At 41.1% G+C, this 25,583-nt stretch carries 25 protein-coding genes and 2 tRNA genes; 2 read left to right on the top strand and 25 right to left on the bottom strand.

What is annotated here, in order from left to right; genetic code table 11:
* Window positions 1-2: 2 nt before the first annotated feature.
* The 4 genes from tilS to spoIIE form a co-directional block, all read right to left on the bottom strand.
* Window positions 3-1,409, bottom strand: a complete 1,407-nt coding sequence (tilS, locus tag ACYH0O_RS00415) for a tRNA lysidine(34) synthetase TilS (protein ID WP_482630754.1) — start codon at window positions 1,407-1,409, stop codon at window positions 3-5.
* A 68-nt stretch (window positions 1,410-1,477) separates the two neighbouring features.
* Window positions 1,478-2,485 carry a protein kinase domain-containing protein gene (locus ACYH0O_RS00410; protein ID WP_482632469.1) on the bottom strand — a complete coding sequence of 336 codons (1,008 nt, stop codon included), beginning with the start codon at window positions 2,483-2,485 and terminating at the stop codon, window positions 1,478-1,480.
* Window positions 2,454-3,194: a VWA domain-containing protein gene (locus ACYH0O_RS00405; RefSeq protein ID WP_482630753.1), complete on the bottom strand. Its 741-nt coding sequence runs from the start codon at window positions 3,192-3,194 to the stop codon at window positions 2,454-2,456. The genes ACYH0O_RS00410 and ACYH0O_RS00405 overlap by 32 nt, the downstream gene beginning before the upstream one ends.
* Before the next feature lie 96 nt (window positions 3,195-3,290).
* Window positions 3,291-5,783, bottom strand: coding sequence for a stage II sporulation protein E (gene spoIIE, locus ACYH0O_RS00400; protein WP_149158193.1), 2,493 nt, complete (start codon window positions 5,781-5,783; stop codon window positions 3,291-3,293).
* Window positions 5,784-6,070: 287 nt separating this feature from the next.
* Between spoIIE and ACYH0O_RS00395 the strand changes: the two genes are divergently transcribed.
* Window positions 6,071-6,147: transfer RNA gene (locus tag ACYH0O_RS00395), tRNA-Met, on the top strand.
* 8 nt (window positions 6,148-6,155) lie between these two features.
* Window positions 6,156-6,227 (top strand) — tRNA-Glu (locus tag ACYH0O_RS00390).
* 71 nt (window positions 6,228-6,298) lie between these two features.
* On the opposite strand, the gene ACYH0O_RS00385 is transcribed toward ACYH0O_RS00390, so the two are convergent.
* The 21 genes from ACYH0O_RS00385 to veg all read right to left on the bottom strand — a co-directional run bounded on the left by ACYH0O_RS00385 (window position 6,299) and on the right by veg (window position 25,229).
* A complete protein-coding gene (locus ACYH0O_RS00385; protein WP_482630752.1) occupies window positions 6,299-6,769 on the bottom strand; it encodes a DinB family protein in 471 nt (156 codons plus the stop codon).
* A 153-nt stretch (window positions 6,770-6,922) separates the two neighbouring features.
* Window positions 6,923-7,351, bottom strand: a complete 429-nt coding sequence (locus ACYH0O_RS00380; RefSeq protein ID WP_149158191.1) for a S1 domain-containing RNA-binding protein — start codon at window positions 7,349-7,351, stop codon at window positions 6,923-6,925.
* A 74-nt stretch (window positions 7,352-7,425) separates the two neighbouring features.
* Complete coding sequence (locus tag ACYH0O_RS00375; RefSeq protein ID WP_482630751.1) at window positions 7,426-7,815, bottom strand: FtsB family cell division protein; 390 nt, start codon at window positions 7,813-7,815, stop codon at window positions 7,426-7,428.
* A gap of 43 nt (window positions 7,816-7,858) precedes the next feature.
* Window positions 7,859-8,512 (bottom strand): spore cortex biosynthesis protein YabQ, encoded by a 654-nt coding sequence (gene yabQ, locus ACYH0O_RS00370; RefSeq protein WP_482630750.1) that lies wholly within the window; start codon window positions 8,510-8,512, stop codon window positions 7,859-7,861.
* Entirely contained in the window at window positions 8,509-8,811 is a 303-nt protein-coding gene (gene yabP, locus ACYH0O_RS00365) for a sporulation protein YabP (RefSeq protein WP_482630749.1), read from the bottom strand. The genes yabQ and yabP overlap by 4 nt, the downstream gene beginning before the upstream one ends.
* Window positions 8,812-8,908: 97 nt before the next feature.
* Window positions 8,909-9,178: an RNA-binding S4 domain-containing protein gene (locus tag ACYH0O_RS00360; protein ID WP_044340650.1), complete on the bottom strand. Its 270-nt coding sequence runs from the start codon at window positions 9,176-9,178 to the stop codon at window positions 8,909-8,911.
* 22 nt (window positions 9,179-9,200) lie between these two features.
* Entirely contained in the window at window positions 9,201-10,661 is a 1,461-nt protein-coding gene (gene yabN, locus ACYH0O_RS00355; protein WP_482630748.1) for a bifunctional methyltransferase/pyrophosphohydrolase YabN, read from the bottom strand.
* 13 nt (window positions 10,662-10,674) lie between these two features.
* On the bottom strand, window positions 10,675-12,294 hold the full coding sequence (locus ACYH0O_RS00350) for a putative polysaccharide biosynthesis protein (RefSeq protein WP_482630747.1): 1,620 nt from the start codon (window positions 12,292-12,294) through the stop codon (window positions 10,675-10,677).
* A 179-nt stretch (window positions 12,295-12,473) separates the two neighbouring features.
* Complete coding sequence (gene spoVT, locus ACYH0O_RS00345) at window positions 12,474-13,010, bottom strand: stage V sporulation protein T (RefSeq protein WP_149158188.1); 537 nt, start codon at window positions 13,008-13,010, stop codon at window positions 12,474-12,476.
* A 310-nt stretch (window positions 13,011-13,320) separates the two neighbouring features.
* The gene (mfd, locus tag ACYH0O_RS00340; RefSeq protein ID WP_482630746.1) at window positions 13,321-16,851 is read right to left on the bottom strand and encodes a transcription-repair coupling factor; all 3,531 of its coding nucleotides are present in this window, start codon (window positions 16,849-16,851) and stop codon (window positions 13,321-13,323) included.
* An 82-nt stretch (window positions 16,852-16,933) separates the two neighbouring features.
* Window positions 16,934-17,164, bottom strand: coding sequence for an anti-sigma-F factor Fin (gene fin, locus ACYH0O_RS00335; protein ID WP_148971311.1), 231 nt, complete (start codon window positions 17,162-17,164; stop codon window positions 16,934-16,936).
* A 128-nt stretch (window positions 17,165-17,292) separates the two neighbouring features.
* Entirely contained in the window at window positions 17,293-17,850 is a 558-nt protein-coding gene (gene pth / locus ACYH0O_RS00330) for an aminoacyl-tRNA hydrolase (protein WP_148971312.1), read from the bottom strand.
* An 84-nt stretch (window positions 17,851-17,934) separates the two neighbouring features.
* Window positions 17,935-18,588: a 50S ribosomal protein L25/general stress protein Ctc gene (locus tag ACYH0O_RS00325; RefSeq protein WP_482630745.1), complete on the bottom strand. Its 654-nt coding sequence runs from the start codon at window positions 18,586-18,588 to the stop codon at window positions 17,935-17,937.
* A 522-nt stretch (window positions 18,589-19,110) separates the two neighbouring features.
* Window positions 19,111-20,070, bottom strand: a complete 960-nt coding sequence (locus ACYH0O_RS00320; RefSeq protein WP_149158184.1) for a ribose-phosphate diphosphokinase — start codon at window positions 20,068-20,070, stop codon at window positions 19,111-19,113.
* A 13-nt stretch (window positions 20,071-20,083) separates the two neighbouring features.
* Window positions 20,084-21,457 carry a bifunctional UDP-N-acetylglucosamine diphosphorylase/glucosamine-1-phosphate N-acetyltransferase GlmU gene (gene glmU / locus ACYH0O_RS00315; RefSeq protein WP_482630744.1) on the bottom strand — a complete coding sequence of 458 codons (1,374 nt, stop codon included), beginning with the start codon at window positions 21,455-21,457 and terminating at the stop codon, window positions 20,084-20,086.
* Between the two features lie 347 nt (window positions 21,458-21,804).
* On the bottom strand, window positions 21,805-22,098 hold the full coding sequence (gene spoVG / locus ACYH0O_RS00310; protein ID WP_032085215.1) for a septation regulator SpoVG: 294 nt from the start codon (window positions 22,096-22,098) through the stop codon (window positions 21,805-21,807).
* Window positions 22,099-22,268: 170 nt separating this feature from the next.
* Window positions 22,269-22,643 (bottom strand): RidA family protein, encoded by a 375-nt coding sequence (locus ACYH0O_RS00305; RefSeq protein WP_426893052.1) that lies wholly within the window; start codon window positions 22,641-22,643, stop codon window positions 22,269-22,271.
* 15 nt (window positions 22,644-22,658) lie between these two features.
* Entirely contained in the window at window positions 22,659-23,495 is an 837-nt protein-coding gene (gene purR / locus ACYH0O_RS00300) for a pur operon repressor (protein WP_149158181.1), read from the bottom strand.
* 71 nt (window positions 23,496-23,566) lie between these two features.
* On the bottom strand, window positions 23,567-24,421 hold the full coding sequence (ispE, locus tag ACYH0O_RS00295) for a 4-(cytidine 5'-diphospho)-2-C-methyl-D-erythritol kinase (RefSeq protein WP_482630743.1): 855 nt from the start codon (window positions 24,419-24,421) through the stop codon (window positions 23,567-23,569).
* A gap of 230 nt (window positions 24,422-24,651) precedes the next feature.
* Window positions 24,652-24,834, bottom strand: a complete 183-nt coding sequence (locus tag ACYH0O_RS00290; RefSeq protein ID WP_149158179.1) for an alpha/beta-type small acid-soluble spore protein — start codon at window positions 24,832-24,834, stop codon at window positions 24,652-24,654.
* 125 nt (window positions 24,835-24,959) lie between these two features.
* Window positions 24,960-25,229 (bottom strand): biofilm formation stimulator Veg, encoded by a 270-nt coding sequence (gene veg, locus ACYH0O_RS00285; protein ID WP_032085220.1) that lies wholly within the window; start codon window positions 25,227-25,229, stop codon window positions 24,960-24,962.
* Between the last annotated feature and the right edge of the window lie 354 nt (window positions 25,230-25,583).

The following is a 25,583-nucleotide window of genomic DNA, read 5'->3' as shown; positions in this document are numbered from 1 at the left end:
GTTCAACTGCCTCCTAGAAGATGATTGCTCTTAAATTGTAGTACTAAACTATTTTCTTGCTCTTCTCCCAAATCGTAATTAGACTTTTTCATTCCCGGAACCCAAAGGATGTGGTTATCTGCGTCCACTACAATCGGCCACTCGTCACGGAGGTGAACAGGAACTTTTTCGTCAATAAAGAGTGTCTTAAGCTTCTTTGAGCCTTTCAACCCCTTCACTTTCATTCGATCTCCGCTCTTTCTCGTACGCACATATAAAGGCAGGGTAACCTTGTCCGGATCAATGTAGATCCTATCACCGGTACAATCCTCTGCTAACGAGGAAGAAAAATAAAGAAGGAACTGATATCCACCTTGAAGTTCAAGCGTTTCATTAACCTGTATCTCGTGACAATAAGGAGCTTCGGTTAACGCTAATTCCCCAAAATGAAAATAACATGTATGATACGCCCTTGTTACCTTAAGCCCATTTGGTAAATCCAAGCTGGCATTAGGCGTTTTTCCTTTTAATATACCCAATACATCGTAAATATGTATAGACGATAAGGAAGATGGTCTAAGTTTGTAAAGATAGTTTAATATTAGATTAATACCTCTTCTTTGTAAAGGCTGAGGCATTTCAAGAAAACCATCGATATGTAAAGAGGAGAAATCCTCAGTGTTATTCCATACCTTATTCAACCTATCCCTTGTTAATTCCTCTAAATATACCTCATCTTCTGCCAATTCTTCACTAAATCGTTGAAATTGGAGATGAACATGAGGATTCTCTTTTTTCAAAAAAGGAAGAACCTTTTTTCTGAACCGGTTCCTAGTATAATCTTCCTTCAGATTACTGGGGTCTCTCCTCGGGTTTAGATCGTGCCTTTCACAATACTTCTCTATATGCTCTTTTGTAACAGAAAGAAACGGCCGTATGATCTCACCTGCATCAATGGATCGTTTCAAGGGAATCCCGGCCCTGCTAACCCCGGATGCTCCTCTTGTCATCTTCATCAGGATAGTTTCTACTTGATCATCCCCGTGATGGCCAAGAGCTAATTTCGTAGCAGATGCCTCTTCCATGACCTCCATCAAAAATGCATAGCGAATTTGACGGGCCGTTTCCTGCAAACTTCCATTCGTCCGCTCGATCTCCATTGATACATCCACACTTTCACCGTAAAAGGGGACGTTTCGCTTATTACAGTATTCTTTGACGAACAAGAGTTCCTGATAGGATTCGTCTCCTCTGAACATATGATCAAGATGAGCCGCCATGACTTCTACTTCCCACTCAGCTTTGTTCGAATCAAGAAAATGGAGAAGCGCTAAGGAATCGGGGCCTCCCGACACTGCCACCATAATACGATCTCCTTTTTCAATCAAACTATGGTCTTGAATAAATCTTTTAATCGTTTGCTCTAACATAACGCTTCCTCTTCCTAAAACCATTTTCCCCATTGTACCAATACCTGCTGAATTCTCACACTCTTACACTACATCAATTCTCCATAGATATACAAAACATATAATAACGACACAATCATCACCACGAGCACAGTCTCAAGAAAGTGACTTGATTTTTTATTTCGGTGATTTTGATATCTACTTGTATGTGAAGCGGATGAATTTACATGAGAGCTCATTGAAACAGGTCTACTGACTTTAGGTTTCGATTTTGGCTGCTTTACTGGCTGAGAGTGAGAAAGTCCATTCAGGAGGCTGACCCTCATATCACTGGCAGATTGAAATTTCCCTTCCAGGGCATCAAGGATTGATCCTTCAAACTTCTTCAGTTGGTCCTTGGAACCGATCGCCTGCTTTAATTGTTGCATATTCCCGTTTCCTGCCTTAGTGAAACGCCCTGGATAGGCTAAATTAATGAGGATCATCCCCACAGAGAAAAGATCATAAGAAGGTTCGGCTCTTCGCGACCCCCCCACCCAGTATCCTCTATCAAAAAACTCCGTAAACTCTTTGATTGCACGGCCATTGATGGTGGTTCCCCCAACATCAATACAGCGAATTCGGTAAGGAGGTCCGGTGACGATCAAGTTTTCAGGTTTTAAATCCCCAAAGACCCATCCTTCCTTATGAATTCGCTCCAGGTCTGTCAGGAGCTGAGCAATGAGTACTCCTGTCCACGAAAATCCTTTTGATTGAACAAATGACAGCAAGTCAGTACCTTGAATATATTCCATCACGTAAAAATGTATTTTCTGTCCCCGATACTCCCAATCATCCACATCAAGAAGCTTTGGCCCAAGGGGAGCACCTTGGACCTTAGAAAAAGATTTTAATACATTCACTTCCGAGGTAATGGATACATTGCTTTCACCCATCTTTAACGCCTGATATCCAGACGAACCTTGTACCAGGTAAACGATGCCGTTCGCACCATATCCTAATTCTTTTACAATGGTGTAGATTTGCTTATACCATTTTCCTCTTATAACTGTTCCAGGTGGGAAATTAAATGGTTTCTTCGAAGTATTGTTCATCATCGCCACGAGAGAGCAATCCCCTTAATGAACGTTTTTTCTTAAAGTGAGTGATAGCTTCTGAGATCGCAGGACCTGTTGGTGTAATGCCACCCGGAGACAATTTAGAGAATATACTCGTTAATGTTTCGAGTTTCGGTGTCCAATCCAGCAATTTTTCGACATCTTGTCGTTTCCCGGGAAATACAAAGACGGAAAATTTATTGTCTCCCATTCTGGCATTCAGACTCAATGACAGGTCTAATAAGGCTTCCTTAACTGTGGGAAGCTTATGCTTCATGCTCGCAGACGTATCAACAAGAATCAACACTTCCATATCAACGGATTCTCCCAGTTCATCGACAACCTCCATGACCTCCCCGCGTTCTTCGGGAGGAAGCTCCTCCATAGATGCGGATTTACCAAGGATTTGCTTCAGCTCTTTATTTACAACCCCCTGTAAGGTTTGTGTCATCGCTTTACGCGTGACCATTTGTACAGTTTGAGAAAGCTGTTGAGCATATACAATCTGACTTACTCCACCCCCCGATAGAGCAATTCCTTCAATTTCCTTCATTCCATTATCATCTATCACATCATTATCCATGACCCCAATAACGTTCACTGAGATTCCCTGCTCCTTCGCAAGAGCCGCCATCGCAATTGGGTCTTCACCTTGATTTGAGCAACCATCCGTAATTAATAGAATTTGACGAAGTGTACCTGGCTTCATCAGACTCCCCTCCTCATTCTAAAGTTGTTACCATCTTCGCCGAATAAGGAGGGATTTATACTCTAGTTAACTATTTTTATAGGGTGAATATTCGTCCTAGGAAATTTTCTTTTTATCCTTCGCTTTCGATTTTTGCACAGGGATAGACGACCATTTCGGTATATTATGTTTGATTTTTGAAACCACAATGGTCATATCATCTTCTATTAAGCCGGAGCTCGACCTGATCACTTCCTCCATTAGAATATCGGCCACTTCTTGTGGTTCTTCCGTTTCCAGCTCCTTTATTTTCCTCTTCATCCAGAGGTCATAATTTTCTACATGTTTCGGGCCTTCAAAAGCGCCATCACTCATCATAATGAGAAGGTCTCCTGCTTTTAATTGCTCAGACACGACGTCCACATCGAAATCCTGCTGAAGCATGCCCATGGGTAAATTGCTTGCCTCTACCTTTATGATTTTATCTCCCCGCTTAATGAAACTCGGGGTTGAACCAATTTTCAAGAATCTCGATGACGCATTCTGCAGATCGATCATGGCTAAATCCAATGTGGAGAAAATTTCATCATTCGTTCTGAGAGATAAAATCGAGTTGATGGATTTGATCGCTACCTGTTCTTCAATCCCGGATTCCAGTATCTTTTTCAAAAGCCTCAGTGTTTCATTGCTTTCGTAGTGAGCACGTTCTCCGTTCCCCATTCCGTCACTGATCGCAACAGCATATTTTCCCCTTCCTAATTCAATCATCGAGTAGCTGTCTCCTGATACCAGCCCTCCCCCTTTCGCTGCATGAGAAGCTCCGGTATCCACTACAAATTTCTTGGCAGATTGGAAGGTCACATGACATTGACCGTTCGGAAATTGAGCACACTCCTCCTTTTGAACAATGATATTTTCACCTAATATATCCGATAGCATCGGGGCAATCAGCTTTTCACCCTGTCCATGTCCCCCGCAATAAGGCATGGTCATATCTATATCAACATTCCCCTGTTCCAGGTTATAGATTTCAATGTTTTCAATCTCGATTCCAAACTCTCCGATACTCGATAAGATTTGTTCTTCCTGAATATGATGATTCTCCCTTTCTCTTTGAATTTCTTTCGCGAAGTTCCCCATCACCTCTGATACTCCAAGTAATTGGTCGGCGACCAGCTTCCTGCTTTCCTGGACCTGCTTCTTTAATTTCAGATTCGCTTGATAGAAGGTCAACTCCTGATATATTGTTTCTTTCAGTTTTTTCTCTCTCGTACAATGCTTCTCTACCTCTCTAGCAATTTTTGGAGACAGGGGAACACGGCCCTGATCATACTCGGTCATGACATCTTTCATTAGATTATAGGTTTTATCAAAATTTCGGGCCCAGCACTGATCTTTCTTAAAACAGGTTTGACACGTTTTCTCTGTCACATTGCTTAAGAAATAATCGAACTCTTTATCTTCCTCCTCTTCAAATCGGTCTTCTATTTGTTGAAAACTATTGGACAAAGCTTGAAACACCGAGGAAAACTGTGTGACCCTATTAGCGGTCACATCTCTCACTCTCCGCATATATCCCTGTTGTTCCTGTTGATATTCTGTTGTTCCCGGAATATGTTTGGCAATTTTAGATGTTAAACTTTGAGGGGTTAAAAATAGGAGTAAAATCGCAACTCCCGATTCATATAAGGTTTTCGTTATGACCGTATCTGTTTCTCCGTACATCCCCATTAATAAAGTAGCGATTAACAAACCGATTGCTGCTCCGAATTTCTTTCCTTCTTTCATAAGGCCGCCCAGAAGCCCCGAGAAAGCAAGCAAGCTCATTTGATAAAAGCTGGAAACATTGGCTAAACTGAAAACAAGCCCGGTAACAACCCCTACTGTGGAGCCCACGGTAGCCCCTGCTATGAAGGAAAACAGCAGCACTAAGTATCTTGATAACACATGTTCTACAGACAGGTTGTATACAGACCATCCGATTGTACCTGTCAGGATGGATGCTAAAAGAATGATCAGACTGACCACTTCTTCTGTTTTCAACGATTTCCTTCTACGCTGTACGGTTACAAGGGGTACACTTTGAATGAAGATATACGTTAAAAGAAAGGCAAGGCATGCTTCTATTAACGCCATTACTCCGTTGTACACCGTCAGTGCTTGTCCTTGCTGGATATAATCGAATGAAAGCTTTGCTACTATTACTGTGAAGAAGACATAAAAAGCGACGACTTTCAAATTATTCTTGTGATATTTCTGAGTCAATCGAAATGCTAATAGGAATATTACCGCACTGACAAACGTATAACTGATACTAGGAAGAGATAAGGTGAGAGCTCCTGCAAGCAAACCGATTAGTGCAATGGGAGATTTCTCTCTTCGAATAATGTAAACAGAGGCAAAGAACGGCAGTGCAAACGGCGTTAAATGTGAAAGGATTAACGCTCTACCCAATAAAAATCCGATGACGAATAAAGCGATCCCCTTTTCTACGAACAGCCACTCCAGTTTCGAATAAATAGACTTGACTCTTTTGGATAGTTCCACCCTAGTGTGTTCAATGTCCACGTTCTGAACAGGTTCTATGATTGACTGATCGGCTTTCCCCATGTATGAAACACTCCCCATTTCTTTTTTGTTAAGTATAAATGGTACAAGATTAAAACTTTGTCAAAATGAGGGAATACATACCAAGAAAGTTTCGACGACTTTCTATAGATTCCGGTAAAATATTCAGAATATTCTCGTTATACCTATTCTTCTTTTCTTCTTTTTCCCTCTTAAACGCTTATGCGACTATGCTTAAGGGAATTTTGACAAATTCTTTACTAGATTATATTGACAAGATAATTCTTTCTATGTATCATAGTTTTTGTGCCTAAAAGGTGTATAAATATGGCGGTGTAGCTCAGCTGGCTAGAGCGTACGGTTCATACCCGTGAGGTCGGGGGTTCGATCCCCTCCGCCGCTACCATATTTCATGGCCCGTTGGTCAAGCGGTTAAGACACCGCCCTTTCACGGCGGTAACACGGGTTCGAATCCCGTACGGGTCATAGTAAAAAAAGACTATCATTTATGATAGTCTTTTTTTGTATTCAGATCTTTTCGAATGAAGAGAGGAACATCACGTTATTTCTGCAGACACAACTTCTTCAATTTGCTCCTGGTGATGTTTATCATGACCGATAAAGTCTTCAAAAAACTCTTCAAGAGTAAAGCTTTGATCTCCTACTAAGAACGAATGTTGTAAATCATCATCAGATAAGCTACTTACATAAGCTATAATCGATTCGCGTGTTTTGATACCCTCTTCAATCAAAGCTTCCTTATTAACCACGTCATGCGCATATTCTGCAGCTTCTCCATTAAAACGTTGAAAATCTGGAAAAGGAGACAACTGCGCTCCTTCTGAAACATTTGGAAGAATCTCTACTAATGAATATTGGTCCCATTTGATCATGTGAGAAACATTTGCAGCAATCGACCACTTGCTTTCCTCCATTGGCTGAAACCACACTTTATCATTGATCCTTTTCAATTCATTAAGCCACAACTTAAACGATTCATAATGATCGATTATCTGTTCTTTTTTCATAATGGCGGCCTCCATAAAATTAGTTAAGACTATTTTATTCGATGGGGGCAGGTCGTTTTCCTCTCTACACTATAAAAAAAACAGGCACACTCATCCTTATGAGTATGCCTGTTTTCCGTTCACAACCTGCTATATGAGTTAATAGACAGCAAGTTAACCTTTTTTCGCCCCTCTTCCACCACGACGAGACTCAGTATTTTTCTTTAAAGATGATAAACGATCCTCACTGTCTTTCAAGAAACGTGCCATCTTTTGTTCGAAACTCTCTTTAGTACGTGTGTCGTTCTGTTTGTTATTATTATTACGCGGGCGTTGAGGACGCTGAGGGCGCTGCGGGCGTTGTGGTTGCTCTTTCGCTTTTCGGATGGACAAACCGATCTTTCCATCTTTCTCAACATTAATAACCTTAACTGTTACTTCGTCGCCAACTTTAAGGTGTTCGTTAATATCCTTAACATAGTTGTCTGCAACTTCACTAATGTGAACTAAACCTGTTGAACCTTCCGATAATTCCACGAACGCTCCAAAATTTGTAATACCTGTTACCTTACCCTGTAACTTGCTGCCTACTTCGATTGACATAAAAGAAATGCTCCTCCTTAAAATGATAAAAGATAAACCTTACTATATATTATAGCCAATTAAAAAAAAGAGTGTCAATAAGACACCTCTTCTTCTTTCTCTTTATCTGGTTCAGGTATGTTGAAAATAATCTCACCTTCATCTGATAAAAAGTAATCCCGGCGCGCCAGTTTGGCTATATATTCGTCGTCGTTAAGCTTCACAATCTCTTCTTCCAACGCGGTTTGCTTATCTTTTAGATGTTCTAACTTTTTTTCTAATTGTGCTTTTTCAGTACGTTTATCTTCTAAAACATGGGCTCTGGAAATGAGAGTCGAAATTAAAAATCCACTAATTGCCAATACTAAAACTAAAAATACTGCTAATCGACGGACCAAACGCTTTTTTCTCTTAGAAGACGAATGATGCATATGCTCCTGATGACGAACATATTCATTTTCCATTGGTGTCACGTTTTTTCTCATTCCCAAACCTCCTTTACAATATGGAGTGGCAAAGCCTTAAGCCCTATTTCTTGTCTTTAGGTTTCTTTTTGAACTTTTCTACCACTCTATATACTTTTTTGATATATTCTTTAAAAATTCCTGCCACTTTATTATATAACTTCTCGACTCTTTTTGTAAGATTTTTCGGCAATAAATTCCAAATACCCTTTAATATCCACCATATTGGAGCCGTTACGAGCTTAATCGCCCACTGTAACACCTTCAAAATCACCTTTAAAAGGAAGATTATGACGGATATGAGCCCTTTTCCTACAGATAAAACCATGGTAACGAGAAGCACAATTATCCATTTTATCGGTGAATAAATTAATTTTTTCACCATTTTTACACCAAATTTATAAAGGGAGATAAAAAATAAGATCACCCGTTCCAAAAAGGCAAGATAAAGCTGCTTGATGAGGGCCTGATAACCAGCAAAGCCACACAGCAAAGCAACGAAAATATAAATACGGATCTCACCAAAATTGACGACAAATAAAATATAAAAAATCGATAGGGCTTGTAATACCCAAAACATAATATCGTTTAAGAATACAAGCCACCGTTTTCTTTCAGACCGGTTTAAGAACCGATTGTACGTGTCTAGTGTCGCACCAAATAAAGCTCCCATTCCGATCATGGAGAGCATGGTGTAGAACTGGGTTGAGAGTGTCATCGAAATAGCTTGCTAAAGAAGCCTTTAGCCTTCTCCCCATTTTGTTCATCCAGGTAAACGAGATCAAACACCTTTCCTTTAATGGAGACGACGCCTTTGTCCACGTCCAGATTTTTCATTTGTAGATTTTGACCTCTGACAGACAAGAAGCCCATAACGGTTTCGAGTAGAAACTCTTCATTATCGAAGCTTTCAACCTGTTTGACACCCGTGATATCAAGAAGCTTGCGGCCCCTCATCATGACGTCATGTTCTTGAAAAGTCGTTTTATCTTTGTTTCCATCATAATATTGATTCATACCCATCCCTCACATTCCAATAGTACAAGCTTTGTAACTATGTTTATGTTTTCGGGAGAAAAATAGAACCAAAATAGAGCCTCTTACTATGTAATCCTTATTCCGTTTCTTCTTGAACTCTTTCTTCTGAAAGTACGGAATAAAGCCCACTCGCTTCTTCTTTTTTGGTTGTTTCAAGAAGCCTTTCTATCTTTACCCTCATAATCTTTTGACCAAACCTCACGCTTAATTCGTCTCCAACCTTCACGTTAGAGCTCGCTTTTGCTTGCAGTCCATTCACTGTAATACGGCCCTGGTCGGCAATTTCTTTAGCCATCGTTCTTCTTTTAATCAGTCTTGATACTTTTAAAAATTTATCTAATCTCATGGATACCATTATTCATTTCCCCTTATTCGATATTCATCTTCTTGGCTTCGTTCCAAAATTGGTCTAATTCTTCTAAAGTGAAATCCTCAAAGCTCTTCCCCGTTTTCAAAACCTGTTCCTCCACATAAGAAAAGCGGTGGTAAAATTTTGTATTGGTCATAGACAGGGCTTCTTCTGGATATATCTTATAGAATCTGGCCACATTGATAAGCGCGAATAAAATATCTCCAAATTCTTTTTTGATATGGTTTTCACTATTATTCTCGACCTCGTTTTCAAACTCCTTTAATTCTTCCCATACTTTTTCCCAGGCACCTAGTGGGTCTGGCCAATCAAATCCTACTTTTGCGGCTTTCTTCTGGTATTCGTATGCCTTCATGAGAGCCGGCATTCCTTTGGCAACGTTCTTAAGCATCGGTTCATGATCATCCGGCTTTTCTTGCTTCTTGATTTCATCCCAGTTCGCTTTCACTTGTACCGTATTTTCTACTTGAACCGAACCGAATACATGAGGGTGTCTTCGGACCATTTTGGAAGCAAGACTTTCAATCACTTCCTCCATGGTGAACATTCCTTCATCCTCCCCAATTTGGGCATGAAGCATGACCTGGAGCAGGACATCCCCCAATTCTTCAATCACATGATCAATATCATCTTCCTCAATGGCTTCCAATAATTCGTACGTTTCTTCGAGTAAATATTTCTTTAGGGAGTGATGCGTTTGCTCTTTATCCCATGGACACCCATTTGGTCCCCTCAATGTCGAGATGATCTCTCTCAATGTTGCATATTGTTTATACGTGGATGCCCTTTCTTTCACAGCCGGGACGTACAAGCTCGTTAAATTGCTGAGGTTGGCCACACGATCAAGTTCTACCAGGGGGATTCTATCCACCTTCTCTTCCTTGCTGCCAGCCGCTGTGACAAGCATGACTTCATAATCATATGGATAGAGTTCCATCAGGGTAATCTTCACCTCAGAAGCGATAAAAGCATCATACACCTGACCGATGATGAGCTGCTGATTCATATGAATGTCGTGAAGCTTTAAGCTCGTACCATCCAGCAGCTGAAAGCCATCGATCGGGTCCGCTCCGACAGAAGCAAACAGAGCATCAATGAAGCTTTGACCCCCGCCTATCGACACTTGTATCTTTCCTGCTTCATGAAGTTCCAAAAGCATTTGAACAGCCTTTTCAGCCACTAGTGGATGACCTGGAACTGCGTAGACGATTGAATGCTTTTCAGATTCCCTAACCAGTTCATATACAATTTCTTCATATACACGGTCGAACTGATCATACTTTTCATATACAGCATCAAAGGATTGAAACTCTATATCTTCTGCAATTAAATCCTTTACGACTGGATGCTCCTTCGTACGTAAGTATAGATGTGAGCTATTCTTAATTAATCGATACACTCCTAATGGGAGCTGTTCGATGTCTCCTGCACCTAAACCCACAATTGTTATTGTATGCATATTGATCTCCTCGCTACTTTTTATTCATTGGTTGCATGATATTCATCAGCCTTACCCATTTACTACCAAACGGCAAGAAACCCATTTCTTCTCTGGAGAGGACATTTCCTCTTAAAAATACAATCAGAAAAATGATAGCACCAATACACGCTCCTCCTAAAGAAAAAAGGACAGAAAGCTCTCGTTCAGGTATTCCTTTGTCTAAAAGTGTATCATAAATCTGCAGGAAAACCTGTAACACGATGGTCATGGCTGCGCCGCTCAGCAATAAGGTTTTATAGAATGAAAGTGGGAAAAACCGGATAGGGAATAATCTCCTTAGCTTCAAGATCATCATGCAGGTAATAACGGCTAAAGAAACGACCGTCGCGATGGACGCTCCCATAATGCCCATGACGGGGATAAGATAGGCGTTGCCGATATATTTTAAGAGAATACCTATCAAAATACAGAATGCCGGGTAATAAATCTTACCGATCCCTTGGAAAATACCTGCAAACGTAAGAATAAGACAGCTAAAGAATATGGAAAGACAGAAAACGGCGATCACCTTAGAGCCCAATGCATTTTCGAAAAACATCGTATTGGTAGGAACCATGATATTGATGATTCCCAATGTAGCTGCAAATCCGATGGTAATACTGATTTTAAGGGATAACTGACTGTACTCCCTTATCAAATTCTCTTTCTTTTTCAAGTAGGCACTTGTCACCAACGGTACGATAGTGAGGGAAATGGAGGTGGCCACTACTGTCCCGAGCTGGACAAAGGGCTGACCCCGGTCATAAATCCCCTTCCACGTTTTCCCTGACTCCTTGTCCATACCTGATGTGGCCAGGAGAGAATATACATTTAAGGAATCAACAAACTGAAGAAGGACCAGCAGCATGGCACTTACACAAATGGCTGTTCCGTTCATTAATAACCGTGACCAAATGTGTAAATAATCTGGGGACAACCTCAGGGACTTGCGTGAAAACAGCCTTTCCCTGCGTGCAGTCACTATGAAAAGTAAAACCAACAAACCTCCCAGTCCACCGGTTATCGAACCGAATAGCGCTCCGTTCCCCGCAATATACAGGGAATATCCCTGAGACACCAAAATAGTTGAAAATACAAGAATCGTCGCCACTCTTATCGTTTGCTCTGTCACCTGTGAAACAGCGGTGGGCACCATATCTTCCTTTCCTTGATAGTAACCTCTCAGAACAGAAAGGGGAGCTAACAACAGGAAGGATAATGAAATGACTTGAATCAACGGTTTTAGGAGTGGATCCCCCATCCAACCGGCAATCACCCCTGCTCCAAAGTACACGATAAGAAACCAGCTTAATCCAACGATACATAGGAACATGAAAGAGGTGACGACTACATTCTTCGCTCCTTCTACATCTTCATTTTCTATTTTCTCGGCTACTAACTTCGAGATGATCACAGGGAATCCATAGGTGGATAACGCAATAGCAATTCCATAAAAAGGATACACCTGCTGATAGATATAAAAACCAATATCCCCAACAATATTTTGAAACGGCACCCGATAAACTGCACTTAATATCTTCGTCACTAGTGCAGCAACCGTTAATACCATTGCCCCTTTCAAAAATTGATTGGAAGAGTACTTCTTACTCAACCAGTTTCCCTGCCTTTCTGTACCACTTTTTTCAATACTCTTTCAATCTGCTCAGGCAGAGAAAAAATCGTTTATGTACTGGTCATTTTACCATAAAGAGCTTTCTGTTTTCTCTGAACGGCATCGTTTATCAGGCCAAAGATAAAAAAAGAAGAGCGGCTAAATGCCGCTCTTTTAGATTATTGCTCCATTTGTCTTGCTAAAAAGCCAGCTGCCGTTTCTACTGCCTTTTGTTCCACTTCGCCTACTGTACGCTCCTTCGAGAAGATCGCAACGGCACCAATCGGGTCACCATTTGCGACTATCGGGGCGATCGTATAGGAAGCCAGATCTTCACCGTGTCCATCGACAAGCTCAGCTTGTCCTTGTTGAGTGTGTAACAGAGACGTACGGTCATCCATGACTTTCTCAACCAGTTCACTGATGTTCTTATTTAAATATTCTTTCTTTGAAGCGCCTGAGATGGCGATTACAGCATCTCGATCACAAATTAACACTGCGCTTCCAAGGCTGTCGTATAATGCTTCGCCGTATTCCTTAGCAAAGTCACCAAGTTCACTGATTGGGGAGTATTTCTTTAAGATGACTTCTCCGTCACGATCGACGAAGATTTCAAGGGGATCTCCCTCGCGAATCCTTAATGTTCTACGAATTTCTTTCGGAATGACGACACGCCCTAAATCATCAATACGACGAACAATACCAGTTGCTTTCATCTATAGTTGCCTCACTTTCATCAGATGATTTTATTTGGCAATGTACCAACTTGTTATTGAATACTTTACCATTGTTGAGTTTAGTATCTTACAACTTAGAAGTTCTATACACATTCAGTTATTTTTTCTGTAATTTCACTAAAATTCTAATGCAGGTATCTTTTTCCATTGTTGGCAGCTGCATAAATACTAATACCCTTATCATAGTAAAGTAAAACAATCAGCGCGTTTACATTTTGGTTACAGTATTATAACGAAGGTAAGAATTTCCGTATTTCATCTGATGAAAGTGTTGGAGTTCTTATCGATATTAAGCGTTTTCTTCTACTTTTAACGCTTCATCTAAATGCTTAATGATGTCATAAGCCATATTAAACCACTTCGATGATTCCAAACGTGAGGTATTGATGGATATTTTAAGCTTAGATCCTTCCATTCCGAGGCCTACAGCCCGGCCGTGTTTATTGCATAAGGTAAAGACCTTGGATCCATCAATCTGCGCCGTTCCGTCTGGCGACATAAAGATGTTCACTGATTTCTTATCCTGCTTAATGGACTCTAGCTTTGTATTTTTGGCGTATATTTTCATTTCAGAGATTAAGAATAGATAGCCGACTTCCTCTGGATACTCCCCGAAACGGTCAAGGATTTCTTCTTCCAGTTCTTCGATTTCAGGAAGCGAAGAGAGGGAGCGGAATCGTTTATACATTTCGATCTTTTGATGACCATCTTTAATATAATCATCCGGAATATAGGCATCGATTTCGATATCCACTTCAAAGCTCGACTCCGGCTGTTTCGGAAGATCTCCTTTTCGCTCTTCGATGGCTTCTTTCAGCATTTGAGAGTACAAGTCAAATCCTACAGAATCAATAAAGCCGTGCTGCTGTGCCCCCAGAAGATTTCCTGCTCCACGGATCGTCAGGTCACGCATGGCAATCTTGAATCCTGAACCGAGCTCAGTAAATTCTTTTATCGCTTGCAATCGTTTTTCGGCGACTTCCGTCAACACCTTATCTTTACGGTAGGTGAAATAGGCATAGGCCACCCTGTTCGAACGTCCTACCCTTCCTCTTAATTGATAGAGTTGAGATAAGCCCATCCGATCGGCATCAAAGACAATCAATGTGTTCACATTCGGGATATCCACACCTGTTTCAATAATCGTCGTAGTGACCAGTACATCATACTCACCAGCAAGGAAGCTTAAAATCACGGCTTCGAGCTCATTTTCACTCATTTGTCCGTGTGCGTAGGCTATTCTCGCATCTGGCACAAGCATGGAAATTTCGTCTGCTTTTCTTTCAATATCCTCTACTCGGTTGTATAGGAAATACACCTGACCGTTTCTGGCCATTTCTCTTTCAATAGCTTCCTTGATCAAAGCACCATTGTATTCCATTACATATGTCTGAACAGGGAACCGATTCTCCGGCGGTGTTTCAATGACAGATAGATCCCTTACTCCAAGCATCGACATATGGAGAGTTCGTGGAATCGGTGTAGCCGTTAGGGTCAACACATCAATATTCGTTTTTAATTGTTTGATTTTTTCTTTGTGAGTAACTCCAAATCGTTGTTCTTCATCGATGATCAATAATCCTATATCCCTGTATTGAATGTCTTTAGAAAGAAGACGGTGAGTACCCACTACGATATCCACTGTTCCGTTCTTAAGACCCTTTGTCGTTTCCTGCTGCTGCTTTCGTGTTCTGAAACGACTTAATAATCCGATTTCAACCGGGAAGTCCTGAAAACGTTCCTTTATCGTTTCATAATGTTGCTGAGCAAGGATGGTGGTTGGTACGAGAATAGCGACCTGCTTTCCATCGGCAATGGCTTTAAAGGCTGCCCGAATGGCCACTTCTGTTTTTCCATAACCTACGTCTCCACATAATAAGCGGTCCATCGGCCGTTCTCTTTCCATATCGTGCTTAATTTCACTTACAGATCGCAGCTGGTCATCGGTTTCTTCGTATGGAAACACCATTTCAAATTCTCTTTGCATGTCACCATCGGGGGAAAATGCATAGCCTTTTGCCGCTTCCCGTTCAGCATAGAGCTTAATAAGATCATCTGCTATATCCTGAACAGAAGACTGAACCTTCGACTTGACCTTCTTCCATTCACTTCCGCCCAGCTTGTAAAGCTTTGGATCCTTGTTTTCTGAAGCAACGTATTTTTGGACAAGTTCAATTTGATCTACTGGAACATAGAGCTTGTCATTTCCCTGATATTTCACATGGAGATAGTCTTTGTGAACACCATTGATCTCCAAGGTCTCAATCCCAAGGAATTTTCCGATCCCGTGATTCACATGAACCACATGGTCCCCCACTTTTAGCTCAGAATAGCTTTTGATTCTCTCAGCATTTGAAAGCTTTTGCCTTCTGGGTTTCTTTTGGGTTTTCTTATTGAATAGTTCCTCTTCTGTAATAACGGCCAGTTTCTGAAGGGGAAGCTCAAATCCGTTCGTAAGGCTGCCGTTGATCATTTGGATCGTGCCCGGTAGCAGCTTATCTCCATCTTCTACAAAGGCGATTTCAATTTTATAGTCGTCCAGTACCCTTTGAAGTTTCTTGACCCGTTCTTCATCCGGTCCCAGTAAGATAACCGTATATTTCCCTTTTTTCCAGCGATCCAATTCTGCCTTTAAAACATTCATCTGCCCATGGAAATTCTGCATGGGCTTTGTGGAAACATTAAAGATATTCTGCGGGCTTGTATTGGGAATATGACGTAGGAAAAGTGAAAAATAAACCTTTGGCAGCTTCGTTTCACTAATCAACTTGGAAAACGCATGGGATACAGGTACGTCATGGATGATCTGTCCATCTTGCAACAACGAGGTATACCACTCTGCTTCCTCTTTCTCAAGGGACTCACTCATCTCCTGTACACGACTGAATTCGTCAAAGAAAATGACCCCGTCGTCAGGTAAATAATCTAGCAAACTACTAGGGTGATCATACGCCAGGGACAAGTACTTGAATATTTGCTCGGGAACTTGTCCATTTTCAAGCTGATCCACTTCATGCCCTATGTACTCTGTCATCTTTTCCTTTACCGCTGCCGCTTTCACCTTCTTTAAGCTGGCGGAAAGTCCAGCTTCCATTTCGCGGATGAGCCTTTCGATGTTCTCATAATTCAATAAGACTTCTGTGGCAGGACCTATTTCCATAGAGTTAAGTTTATCAATCGAACGCTGGTCCTCAACAGAAAAGATACGAATCGAATCAATTTCGGTATCAAATAATTCGATTCGGACAGGATTCTGGGACGTTAATGGAAATACATCAACGATTCCCCCGCGAAGGCTGAATTCACCAGGTGTGTTGACCATTCCCGTCCTCTGATAGCCCATTTGAACCAATTGATTCAATACTTCGTCCAAATCGATATCTTCACCCGTTTTAAAACGGATTTGATTCATTTCCCACATGGATTTAGGAGGAAGGATCTTTCTTAATCCTGCGACAGGAACAATATATACACCCGATTGATTCTGAGAAATCTTATTCAACACTTCGATCCGTTGAGCTCTCAGTTCCGGACTAGCCACACTTAATTCCGCTGCGATTAACTCATTAGCAGAATATAAATATACTTCATCCTCAGATAGAAACTGAATGAGATCGTCATAGACTTTCTGGGCTTGAAACAAATTATGGGTAACCACTATGGTGGATTTATTCGTTTGTAAGTATACATCCGCTATATAGGCTGTTCGGGATGAGCCAGACAATCCTGCGACAAGTTGTTCTGATAATTGATCCTCCACTCCAGCGATGATGGACTGAATTTCTTCACTTTGGTGAACCTGTTTTAAAATACCTTTCAAGTGTACGCTCCTCCCCTTTGGATCTTTCTATATAATCTCAACTGTAAACAGAAAAATGCTTTGGTTCTCCACCAAAGCGTTCTTACTGAATGATATGATCTAATTGATGATAGTCAGGGTTTCTCTCCAGACTCTCCTGACAATCTTCACAGATGGTCTTCACTTGGATATCTCCGTTGTCCTGATACTGAACCATGTGTAACCGCTCTTCATCTGACAGCGTATGAATCCCGAGCTGCTCTGAATGGACAGATACGTTTGAAAGTGTTCCAACATTCGTACCACAATGTCGACACTGATAATGGATCGCCATACCATTTCCCTCCATACACATTTATACAATTAGTATGAACCTGTTAGGGGGGAGTTATTCAACTCTCCACAGGAATGAAGGAAGGTTATCCAAACTTTTTAGTCCTGGAAATGCAATAGATGAATTCGTTAGTTGAATTTATTCATCACTTCGAGGAAAGGTTTATCAAACCATGTTTCACATGCTTCCACACTAGCAGAGATGACTTTATCCAACTCTCCTTGATCTTCCTTACTGAACCTTCCAAGAACATAATCCGGGACACTCATACCGTTTACAGGGCGATCAATTCCTATTCTAAGGCGATTGAAGTTTTGAGAGCCCAAATGAGCGATGGTTGATTTTATGCCATTATGTCCGCCGGCACTCCCCTTCTGTCTCAACCTTATCTTTCCTACAGGTAAATCCAAATCATCATAAATGACCAGCAAATCTTCGTCTTCAATATTAAAATAATCCATTAGCGGAACAATGCTTTCCCCAGACAAATTCATATAGGTAAGCGGCTTTAATAAAACGATTTTTTCCCCTTTATAATGGTAGGTCCCATATACCCCTTTGAACTTTGACTGATTCAATGAAACCCCCAGTCGATCTGCTAAAGCATCTATAATAACAAACCCGATATTATGACGTGTTTTCTCATATTGTGATCCCGGGTTTCCTAATCCAACGATTAATTTCATGTCTAACACCTCTTCTGACCTTATACTTCTAGAATAACGTAAAAAGCGCAACCTGCAAAAGGTTACGCCAAAAAATATTGATTTTTATTCTTTCTTGGATTCACTTTCTTCACTGGCCTCTGATTCTCTTCCTTCTTCATTCTCAGGAGTACCAGCTTCCTGCTCTTCACCGCTGTCAATTTCTTCTTCTTGTCGTGGAGCAAGAATGGAAGCAATTGTACGGTCGTCTTCTTCATTAAGAGCGACACTGTATTTGTCTCGAATATCACCGATCGTTACCGTTTCCCCTACTTGAAGATCTGCAATATCGACTTCAATTGATTCCGGTATATCGTTAGGTTTGGCTGTTACAGAGACCTCATGAAGCGGCTGCTGTAGTACGCCGCCGTCCTTCACTCCTGCCGCTTCTCCTACAAGCTCGATACGAACATCTGCATCGATTTCCTGTGACATATTAACGGCAAGGAAATCAACGTGGGTAACGGTATCCTTCAAGTGGTCCTGCTGATAGTCACTTAAAATGACATTTTGTTTATTACCATCTACATTTAAGGAAATAATACCGTTTCTTCCTACATCACGAATCGTTTTGATAAACGTAATGGCATCTACCATAATCGGTGTATTATCTGCTTTGTAGCCGTACACGACTCCAGGGATATTCCCCTCGTGTCTCAGCTTTGTTAATGAAGAACGTTTAAAATCTTTTCTCGTATTTGCTTTTAATTCAGTTGCCATGTCTAATCCAACACCTTTCCCTAATCTTTTATGTTAGTTAAAGTTCTATATATAGTAATTACCCTAATGTGATTTGAAATAAACATAGAAAAATCAATTTATGATAGGGAGGGTGCTAAAGGAATGTTGTCAGATCGGCGTTTTAAGAAAAGCTATTTTCGTAAAGTTTGTTGATTTAGAAAAGAAAGCAGTAGTTGATTTCCGCTCCAGGATGCTCGCTTTCCGCGGGGCTGGCGGTGAGCCTCATCGGATACGTCTCCGGGGTCTCACCTGTCCAGCTACGGGGCTAAGGGGCTCGAGGTCATAAGCCAAGTCTGCCAAAAAGGCAAAGTCCGTCTTTCCAGCAGACTCGTCTTATGCTTTTCGCCCCTGGGCAAAGTCCCTCCGCTTTTCGTACTGTCCAGCAATTCCCGCAGGAGTCGAGCATTGACAGAGCATATGTTAAAAAACAAACAAAAAGAAGAGCCTGTCCTAAACAAGGACAGGCTCTTCTTCATATGCACAAACTACAAATATTAATTCTTAATCAAAAAGCGTGCTGACAGATTGTTGTTCGTAGACACGGATGATGGCTTCACTAATTAGTGGAGCCACTGACAGCGACTTCACTTTACCGATCATTTTCTCTTCGCCTAATGGAATAGAGTTCGTCACAACAAGCTCTTTAATATTTGAATTCTCGATTCGCTCAATGGCCGGACCTGAAAGAACAGGATGCGTACAGCAAGCGAATACTTCTTTCGCACCGTTTTCCACCAACGCATTGGCAGCCAGCGTGATCGTACCAGCAGTATCAATGATATCATCGATTAAGATGGCGATTTTGCCATCAATATTACCAACGATATTCATGACCTCTGCAACATTCGGTTTCGGACGACGTTTATCAATGATGGCAATCGGCGCTTTCAGGCGTTCCGCAAGCTTACGGGCTCTTGTCACTCCTCCGTGGTCTGGAGATACAATTACAAGGTCTTCGTTATTGAATCCTCTATCTTCAAAGTAATCCGCTAAGATAGGAACACCCATCAGGTGATCGATCAGGATATCAAAGAAGCCTTGAATTTGAGGAGCATGCAGGTCCAGTGTGATTACGCGGGTAGCACCGGCTGTTTCCAACAGGTTTGCCACTAATTTAGCCGTGATAGGCTCACGTGCTCTAGCTTTACGGTCCTGACGGGCATAACCATAATAAGGCATTACAATGTTAATCGTTTTAGCAGATGCACGTTTCAACGCATCTACCATAATAAGTAGCTCCATCAGGTTTTCGTTTACAGGCTGACAAGTAGACTGAATGACGAATACATCACAACCACGGATACTTTCTTCAATGTTAATCTGGATTTCACCGTCACTAAAACGCTTAACAGAAGATTTCCCTAATTCAACTCCGACTTCATCTGCAATTTCCTTTGCAAGATGGTAGTTTGAATTAAGGGAGAAAATTTTTAATTTGGAATTAATATAAGAGTTTGGCATTGTGGACCTCCAATTATTTCTTATGATTTAGATTTTGAACGTAGTTTTCTTTATTTACCTGGCGAGCTCTTGCAATCGAAAGAGACTCTCCTGGAACATCCTCAGTAATCGTAGAACCAGCAGCAATGTATGCACCCTTTCCAACTTTAACAGGTGCGACGAGATTTGAATTACAGCCTACAAATACACCATCTTCAATCTTTGTCAGGTGCTTATTCTTTCCATCATAGTTCACCGTGATCGATCCACATCCAATGTTGACGTCACTTCCAACCTCTGCGTCTCCAATGTAGCTTAAATGGGATGCTTTACTTGCTTTACCGAACGAAGCCTTCTTAATTTCAACGAAGTTACCAATCTTCACTTCATCTTCAATAGTAGAAGCTGGACGAATGTGAGCAAATGGCCCGATATGAACATCCGAACCGATCGAGCTGTCATGAGCAACAGATTGCTTCACCACTGTTCGGTCACCGATTTCACAATCCTTCACCTCAGAATTTGGCCCGATCATAGCATCTTCACCAATCGAAGTGTCGCCTTTAAGAACCGTACCTGGAAGGATAACCGTATCTCTGCCAATCGTTACCTCAGCATCAATATACGTATTGTTTGGATCCTTTATCGTTACACCATTGCGCATATGGTATTCATTGATGCGCTTTTTCATCGTGATCTCTGCTTGAGAAAGTGCGACACGGTCGTTCACACCCAAGGTCTCAGCAAAGTCACTTGTTTGGTACGCACTTACGATTTCACCTTCAGACTGAAGAATCTCAATCACATCCGGTAAATAATACTCGCCTTGTACGTTATCATTCGAAACCTTTTTCAGGGCATCGAATAACGCTTTATTATCGAAACAATATGTTCCGGTATTGATTTCTTTCACGCTTAGCTCTTCATCAGTTGCATCCTTATGTTCAACAATGCGTTTCACTAAGCCTTCTTGGTTACGGATAATGCGTCCGTATCCATCAGGAGATTCAGTGTGACCAGTCAAGATAGTCGCTTTAGCACCCTGTCCTTCATGATGCCTCACTAACGCTTCCATCGTTTCTCCTTTAATGAGCGGTGTATCGCCACATACAACTAAAGTAGTACCTTCTAAATCACCTAATACATCTTCAGACTGCATAACAGCATGTGCGGTACCTAATTGCTCAGCCTGAAGGGCAAAATCACTCTTGCCTTCTAAATGCGACTTCACAAGCTCAGCACCGTGACCGATGATTGTGACAGTCTTTTCTATATGAAGAGTTGAAATTTGGTCGACCACATGTTCCACCATCGGCTTGCCACACACAGGATGAAGAACTTTGTAAAGCTTCGACTTCATTCTCGTACCTTGCCCGGCAGCTAATATAACGGCATATCGATTTGTCATTTTTGGTCCTCCAATAACCTTTTTATCCATAACGAATATATCCTAAAAACGTTATCATTTCAAGGATTCAAATAAAAGTACATATATTTGTCATTAGAAAAGCGGAGGCGGCTTGTTTAGAGGCGACAAGCATAAGGCGAATCCGCACAAAAGGCGCTCTTAGCCTTAGTCAAACATCTCTGCCCAATTTTCTTTACCTTAGAATGCAAAAAAATATAAACTATAGGTTTCATCCCTTTAAACATCGGGGTATACAAACAATGTAAGAACTACCACTTTTTAATGAAGGGCTCTGAAGACAAAAAAAAGAGCCTTACAAAAGTAGGCTCTTGATGCTATAGATCTAATTAGGAAGCCCCGGCTTCTTCTAACTCAACTTCTTCCAGCTCACCTAGACGGTGATACTCAGCTAAGACGGCATCTTGGATCTTGCCGCGAGTACCTGAATTAATTGGGTGAGCAATATCACGAAATTCCCCATCTGGAGTTCGCTTGCTTGGCATCGCTACAAATAAGCCATTGTTCCCATCAATAACGCGAATGTCATGAACAACAAATTCATTATCCAGCGTAATAGATGCGATAGCTCTCATGCGACCATCGGTGTTTACTCGGCGTAATCTTACGTCTGTTACTTCCATTCTGTTCACCACCTTTTTCCCTAGATGAAATCTACTCTATGTATTCAACGAATTATTTAGATATTCCTTCTTAAATTGTAAAATTTTTTGAAAAGTTTTATTTTTTATATTTGTCATCTATTTCATTTGAACTACACTTCTTTTTTGACACAAAAAAACACCCGTGAATTTTACTTCACGAGTGCGATTACTTCGATCTCAACTAAGGCATCTTTAGGTAAGCGGGCTACCTCTACGCAAGAACGAGCCGGCTTGTGGTTATTAAAATATTCCCCATACACTTCATTAATCGTACCAAAGTCATTCATATCCTTAATGAATACAGTAGCTTTTACCACTGTTTCTAAAGATGCTCCTGCTTCCGATAGTACGGCTTGAAGATTACGGAACACCTGATGCGTCTGTTCCGCTACATCCCCTTCCACCATAGTACCTTCTGCCGTCAGAGGGATTTGACCTGAACTGTAAAATAAATTATTTACGACAATCCCCTGAGAGTATGGACCAATTGCTGCTGGTGCTTGCTTAGTAGAAACTACACGCATATTAAATGCCTCCCCTTATGGTAGAAATGTTAAATTTGATTGAAAATAATTTCCTTCCGTCAATGAAATCTGTTTATCTTTTTCATTTACATCAGACAATTTTAACAATGAAACATAATCATCCACTAGTCGACCATCGAGACTATTGGATTCAACTAAAACACCTATTCCGGATAAAGTAGCCGAGAACTCTTCCAGTAAGTTCTTCATGCCGTTGATGGTTCCTCCTGCCTTCATGAAGTCATCGACAACCAATACCTTAGACCCTTCCTTCAAACTTCTCTTGGAAAGAACCATGGATTGGATTCTCTTCGATGAGCCGGAGACATAATTAATGCTCACAGTCGATCCCTCTGTTACACGGCTATCCCGTCTAACAATGACCACTGGAACATTTAAGTATGAGGCAATAGCATTTGCAATCGGTATTCCTTTTGTCGCTACTGTCATGATGACATCGATATCTTTCTCAGCAAAAGCAGACGCCAGTAACTTCCCGACACTCTTCATAAGCTGAGGGTTACCCAGCAGGTCAGTCATGTAAAGGTATCCGCCTGGTAATAAACGATCTGAGCTTTCCAGATGAACACAAAGCTCATCTATCATTTCTTTCGCTTCCTGACTGTTCACCTTTGGAACATATTTCACTCCACCGGCTGCCCCGGGAACTGTTTGAACAGTCCCCACGCCCCGTCCTTCAAATGTTTCCTTTACTATTGTCAAGTCCTCACTGATGGAAGACTTTGCAGAACCATACCGTTCAGAGAAAAAAGTTAAAGGGACAAGTTGGTGGGGGCGTTCCAATAAATAATGCGTCATATCAATTAATCGTTCACTACGCTTAAACTTCACGAAAGAAACCTCCTAAATCCGAATATTATATTGTAAATATATCATTAATATACGGATTTCGGCAAGAGCTCTTAATCTCCCAGCATGCGCACAGCGAACACTTGATCACAAAAACCTCTTAAACCATTATAGATTCGATGAAGTCTTGATTCATATTGCACTAATCCATATACCGTCGGTCCGCTTCCGCTCATTAGAACAGCATCGGCACCAAAACGCTCCATTTGGTCCTTGATTTGAGCCACTTCAGGGTGCATATTCAATGTGACCGATTCAAGTACATTCCCAAGATTGGAGCATATATTATGATAATTACCATGTTCTAAAGCCGAAACCATGGCGTTTGTATTCGGATGTGTAATGTTTTTCAAATCCAAATTTTTATAAACATCTGCTGTCGAAACCCCTATTGTTGGTTTTGCTAATATGACCCAACAATTAGGTGGGGCTGGAAGGTGTTTGATCTTCTCGCCTCTCCCTGATGCTAAAGCTGTACCCCCGTAAACACAGAAAGATACATCTGAACCAATTTCGGAACCAAGCTCTGCCAGTTCATCCATACTAAGGCCTAAATCCCATAACCGATTTAACCCTTTTAAGGTTGCTGCTGCGTCACTGCTCCCGCCTGCTAACCCTGCTGCTACAGGTATCACTTTATCAATGGAGATTGCTACCCCTTTTTTGATATTCAACCTCGTCTTTAAAAGCTGTGCAGCCTGATAGGCAAGATTTCTTCCATCATCCGGCACAAATCGATTATGCGAGAGAATCCTAATCGTATCATCAGAAAGATTCGTAAGCTCAATTCTATCCGCTAAATCAATTGTAGTCATAACCATCTCAACTTCATGGTAACCATCTGAACGTTTATGTAAAACATCAAGTGATAGGTTAATTTTTGCCGGCGCCTTCACTAATAACCTCATATCATCACCTTCTTACCAATACTCTTTGTTATATTGTATCATACACTTATTATTGAGAGTGTTAACTTCTAAACATACTCATACAAGTATGTTATTTTATCACGTAAAGTACTGATAGGAAAGATTGTCTTGACTTTATTAAAACAAGGGCCACCTGAAAAGCACTACACTTTTAAGGCGACCCTCTGTATATGGTACTAAAAGATGTAATCCTGTATGCGTGAAGAGAGTTAGTGAGGACGATTTTCAGATAATTGCTGACTTGCGCGCTCAACTGCGCGCTTCACCATGTTACCTGCGTCCCGTGACGTGATTCCACCCCAACCATCCTTCTGAACAACATCATAGAACCCCAATTCCTGCGCGATTTCTTCTTTTAATTGATCAGACATGATTCCTCTTCTTCTGCTCATCGTCTACCTCCTTTAGATGTACCACACGTTTAGTATGTGTACAAAAGGATAAAACATAACAAAGGAGAAGCCTAATCTATGCACTTCCTGGAAATTGGACAAATAAAAAAGCAGCAAACTATTGTCTACTGCTGGCTAAAGATGATATTTCCTGTTGCTTCATCATAAAATGTTAATTGAACTGTCTCAGTGAGAACATCTGCATAGCTGTAAGAAACCCGTTCGAACGCATTCTCTTCTTGATCCAGTTGAACCACGAATACAGAAGGATACGTTTCGGCTAGAACACCTGAACGCTCAATTGTTTTTCGACGTCCACCGTTTGCTTTAAGCATTAAACGTTTCCCAAGATTAGAATCAAGGGATCTTTTAATGTCGGCTAATGTTTTTGGCATTTCGCTTCCACCTCACTATAATCAAATATAACACATTATGTAATTTCAGTCAAATAAATTTATTATTTTAACAAGAATAAGGAACACCTGTCAATATATTTTATTCAACAAAAATTACGTTTTTTCTACACACCTAACATTCCCCAACCCTTGAAAAATTATGTAAACACTAAAAGCGGAGGCGGCTTGGTCAGGCCCGACAAGCATATGACGAGTTCATCTGAAAGGCGTTTTTTCCTTTTTGATGAACTTGGCTTATGACCTCGAGGGACTAGCCGCCGGAGCTGGATAAGTAGAAAAGCGGAAGGGGATCACCCTGGGGCGACAAGCATAAGACGAGTAACCCGGAAAGGC

The organism is Rossellomorea sp. H136 (assembly GCF_056838065.1).
Note: the sequence above shows the minus strand (reverse complement) of the source record. Positions and strands in the feature narration are given on the sequence as shown.

Coding starts and splice junctions, on each gene's coding strand:
- tilS (WP_482630754.1), bottom strand. CDS start 1,409: ATGTTAGAGCAAACGATTAAAAGATTTATTCAAGACCATAGTTTGATT.
- ACYH0O_RS00410 (WP_482632469.1), bottom strand. CDS start 2,485: ATGATGAACAATACTTCGAAGAAACCATTTAATTTCCCACCTGGAACA.
- ACYH0O_RS00405 (WP_482630753.1), bottom strand. CDS start 3,194: ATGAAGCCAGGTACACTTCGTCAAATTCTATTAATTACGGATGGTTGC.
- spoIIE (WP_149158193.1), bottom strand. CDS start 5,783: ATGGGGAAAGCCGATCAGTCAATCATAGAACCTGTTCAGAACGTGGAC.
- ACYH0O_RS00385 (WP_482630752.1), bottom strand. CDS start 6,769: ATGAAAAAAGAACAGATAATCGATCATTATGAATCGTTTAAGTTGTGG.
- ACYH0O_RS00380 (WP_149158191.1), bottom strand. CDS start 7,351: ATGTCAATCGAAGTAGGCAGCAAGTTACAGGGTAAGGTAACAGGTATT.
- ACYH0O_RS00375 (WP_482630751.1), bottom strand. CDS start 7,815: ATGAGAAAAAACGTGACACCAATGGAAAATGAATATGTTCGTCATCAG.
- yabQ (WP_482630750.1), bottom strand. CDS start 8,512: ATGACACTCTCAACCCAGTTCTACACCATGCTCTCCATGATCGGAATG.
- yabP (WP_482630749.1), bottom strand. CDS start 8,811: ATGAATCAATATTATGATGGAAACAAAGATAAAACGACTTTTCAAGAA.
- ACYH0O_RS00360 (WP_044340650.1), bottom strand. CDS start 9,178: ATGAGATTAGATAAATTTTTAAAAGTATCAAGACTGATTAAAAGAAGA.
- yabN (WP_482630748.1), bottom strand. CDS start 10,661: ATGCATACAATAACAATTGTGGGTTTAGGTGCAGGAGACATCGAACAG.
- spoVT (WP_149158188.1), bottom strand. CDS start 13,010: ATGAAAGCAACTGGTATTGTTCGTCGTATTGATGATTTAGGGCGTGTC.
- fin (WP_148971311.1), bottom strand. CDS start 17,164: ATGGCGATCCATTATCAGTGTCGACATTGTGGTACGAATGTTGGAACA.
- pth (WP_148971312.1), bottom strand. CDS start 17,850: ATGAAATTAATCGTTGGATTAGGAAACCCGGGATCACAATATGAGAAA.
- ACYH0O_RS00325 (WP_482630745.1), bottom strand. CDS start 18,588: ATGGCAACTGAATTAAAAGCAAATACGAGAAAAGATTTTAAACGTTCT.
- ACYH0O_RS00320 (WP_149158184.1), bottom strand. CDS start 20,070: ATGCCAAACTCTTATATTAATTCCAAATTAAAAATTTTCTCCCTTAAT.
- glmU (WP_482630744.1), bottom strand. CDS start 21,457: ATGACAAATCGATATGCCGTTATATTAGCTGCCGGGCAAGGTACGAGA.
- spoVG (WP_032085215.1), bottom strand. CDS start 22,098: ATGGAAGTAACAGACGTAAGATTACGCCGAGTAAACACCGATGGTCGC.
- ACYH0O_RS00305 (WP_426893052.1), bottom strand. CDS start 22,643: ATGCGTGTAGTTTCTACTAAGCAAGCACCAGCAGCAATTGGTCCATAC.
- ispE (WP_482630743.1), bottom strand. CDS start 24,421: ATGAGGTTATTAGTGAAGGCGCCGGCAAAAATTAACCTATCACTTGAT.
- ACYH0O_RS00290 (WP_149158179.1), bottom strand. CDS start 24,834: ATGAGCAGAAGAAGAGGAATCATGTCTGATCAATTAAAAGAAGAAATC.
- veg (WP_032085220.1), bottom strand. CDS start 25,229: ATGCCAAAAACATTAGCCGACATTAAAAGATCCCTTGATTCTAATCTT.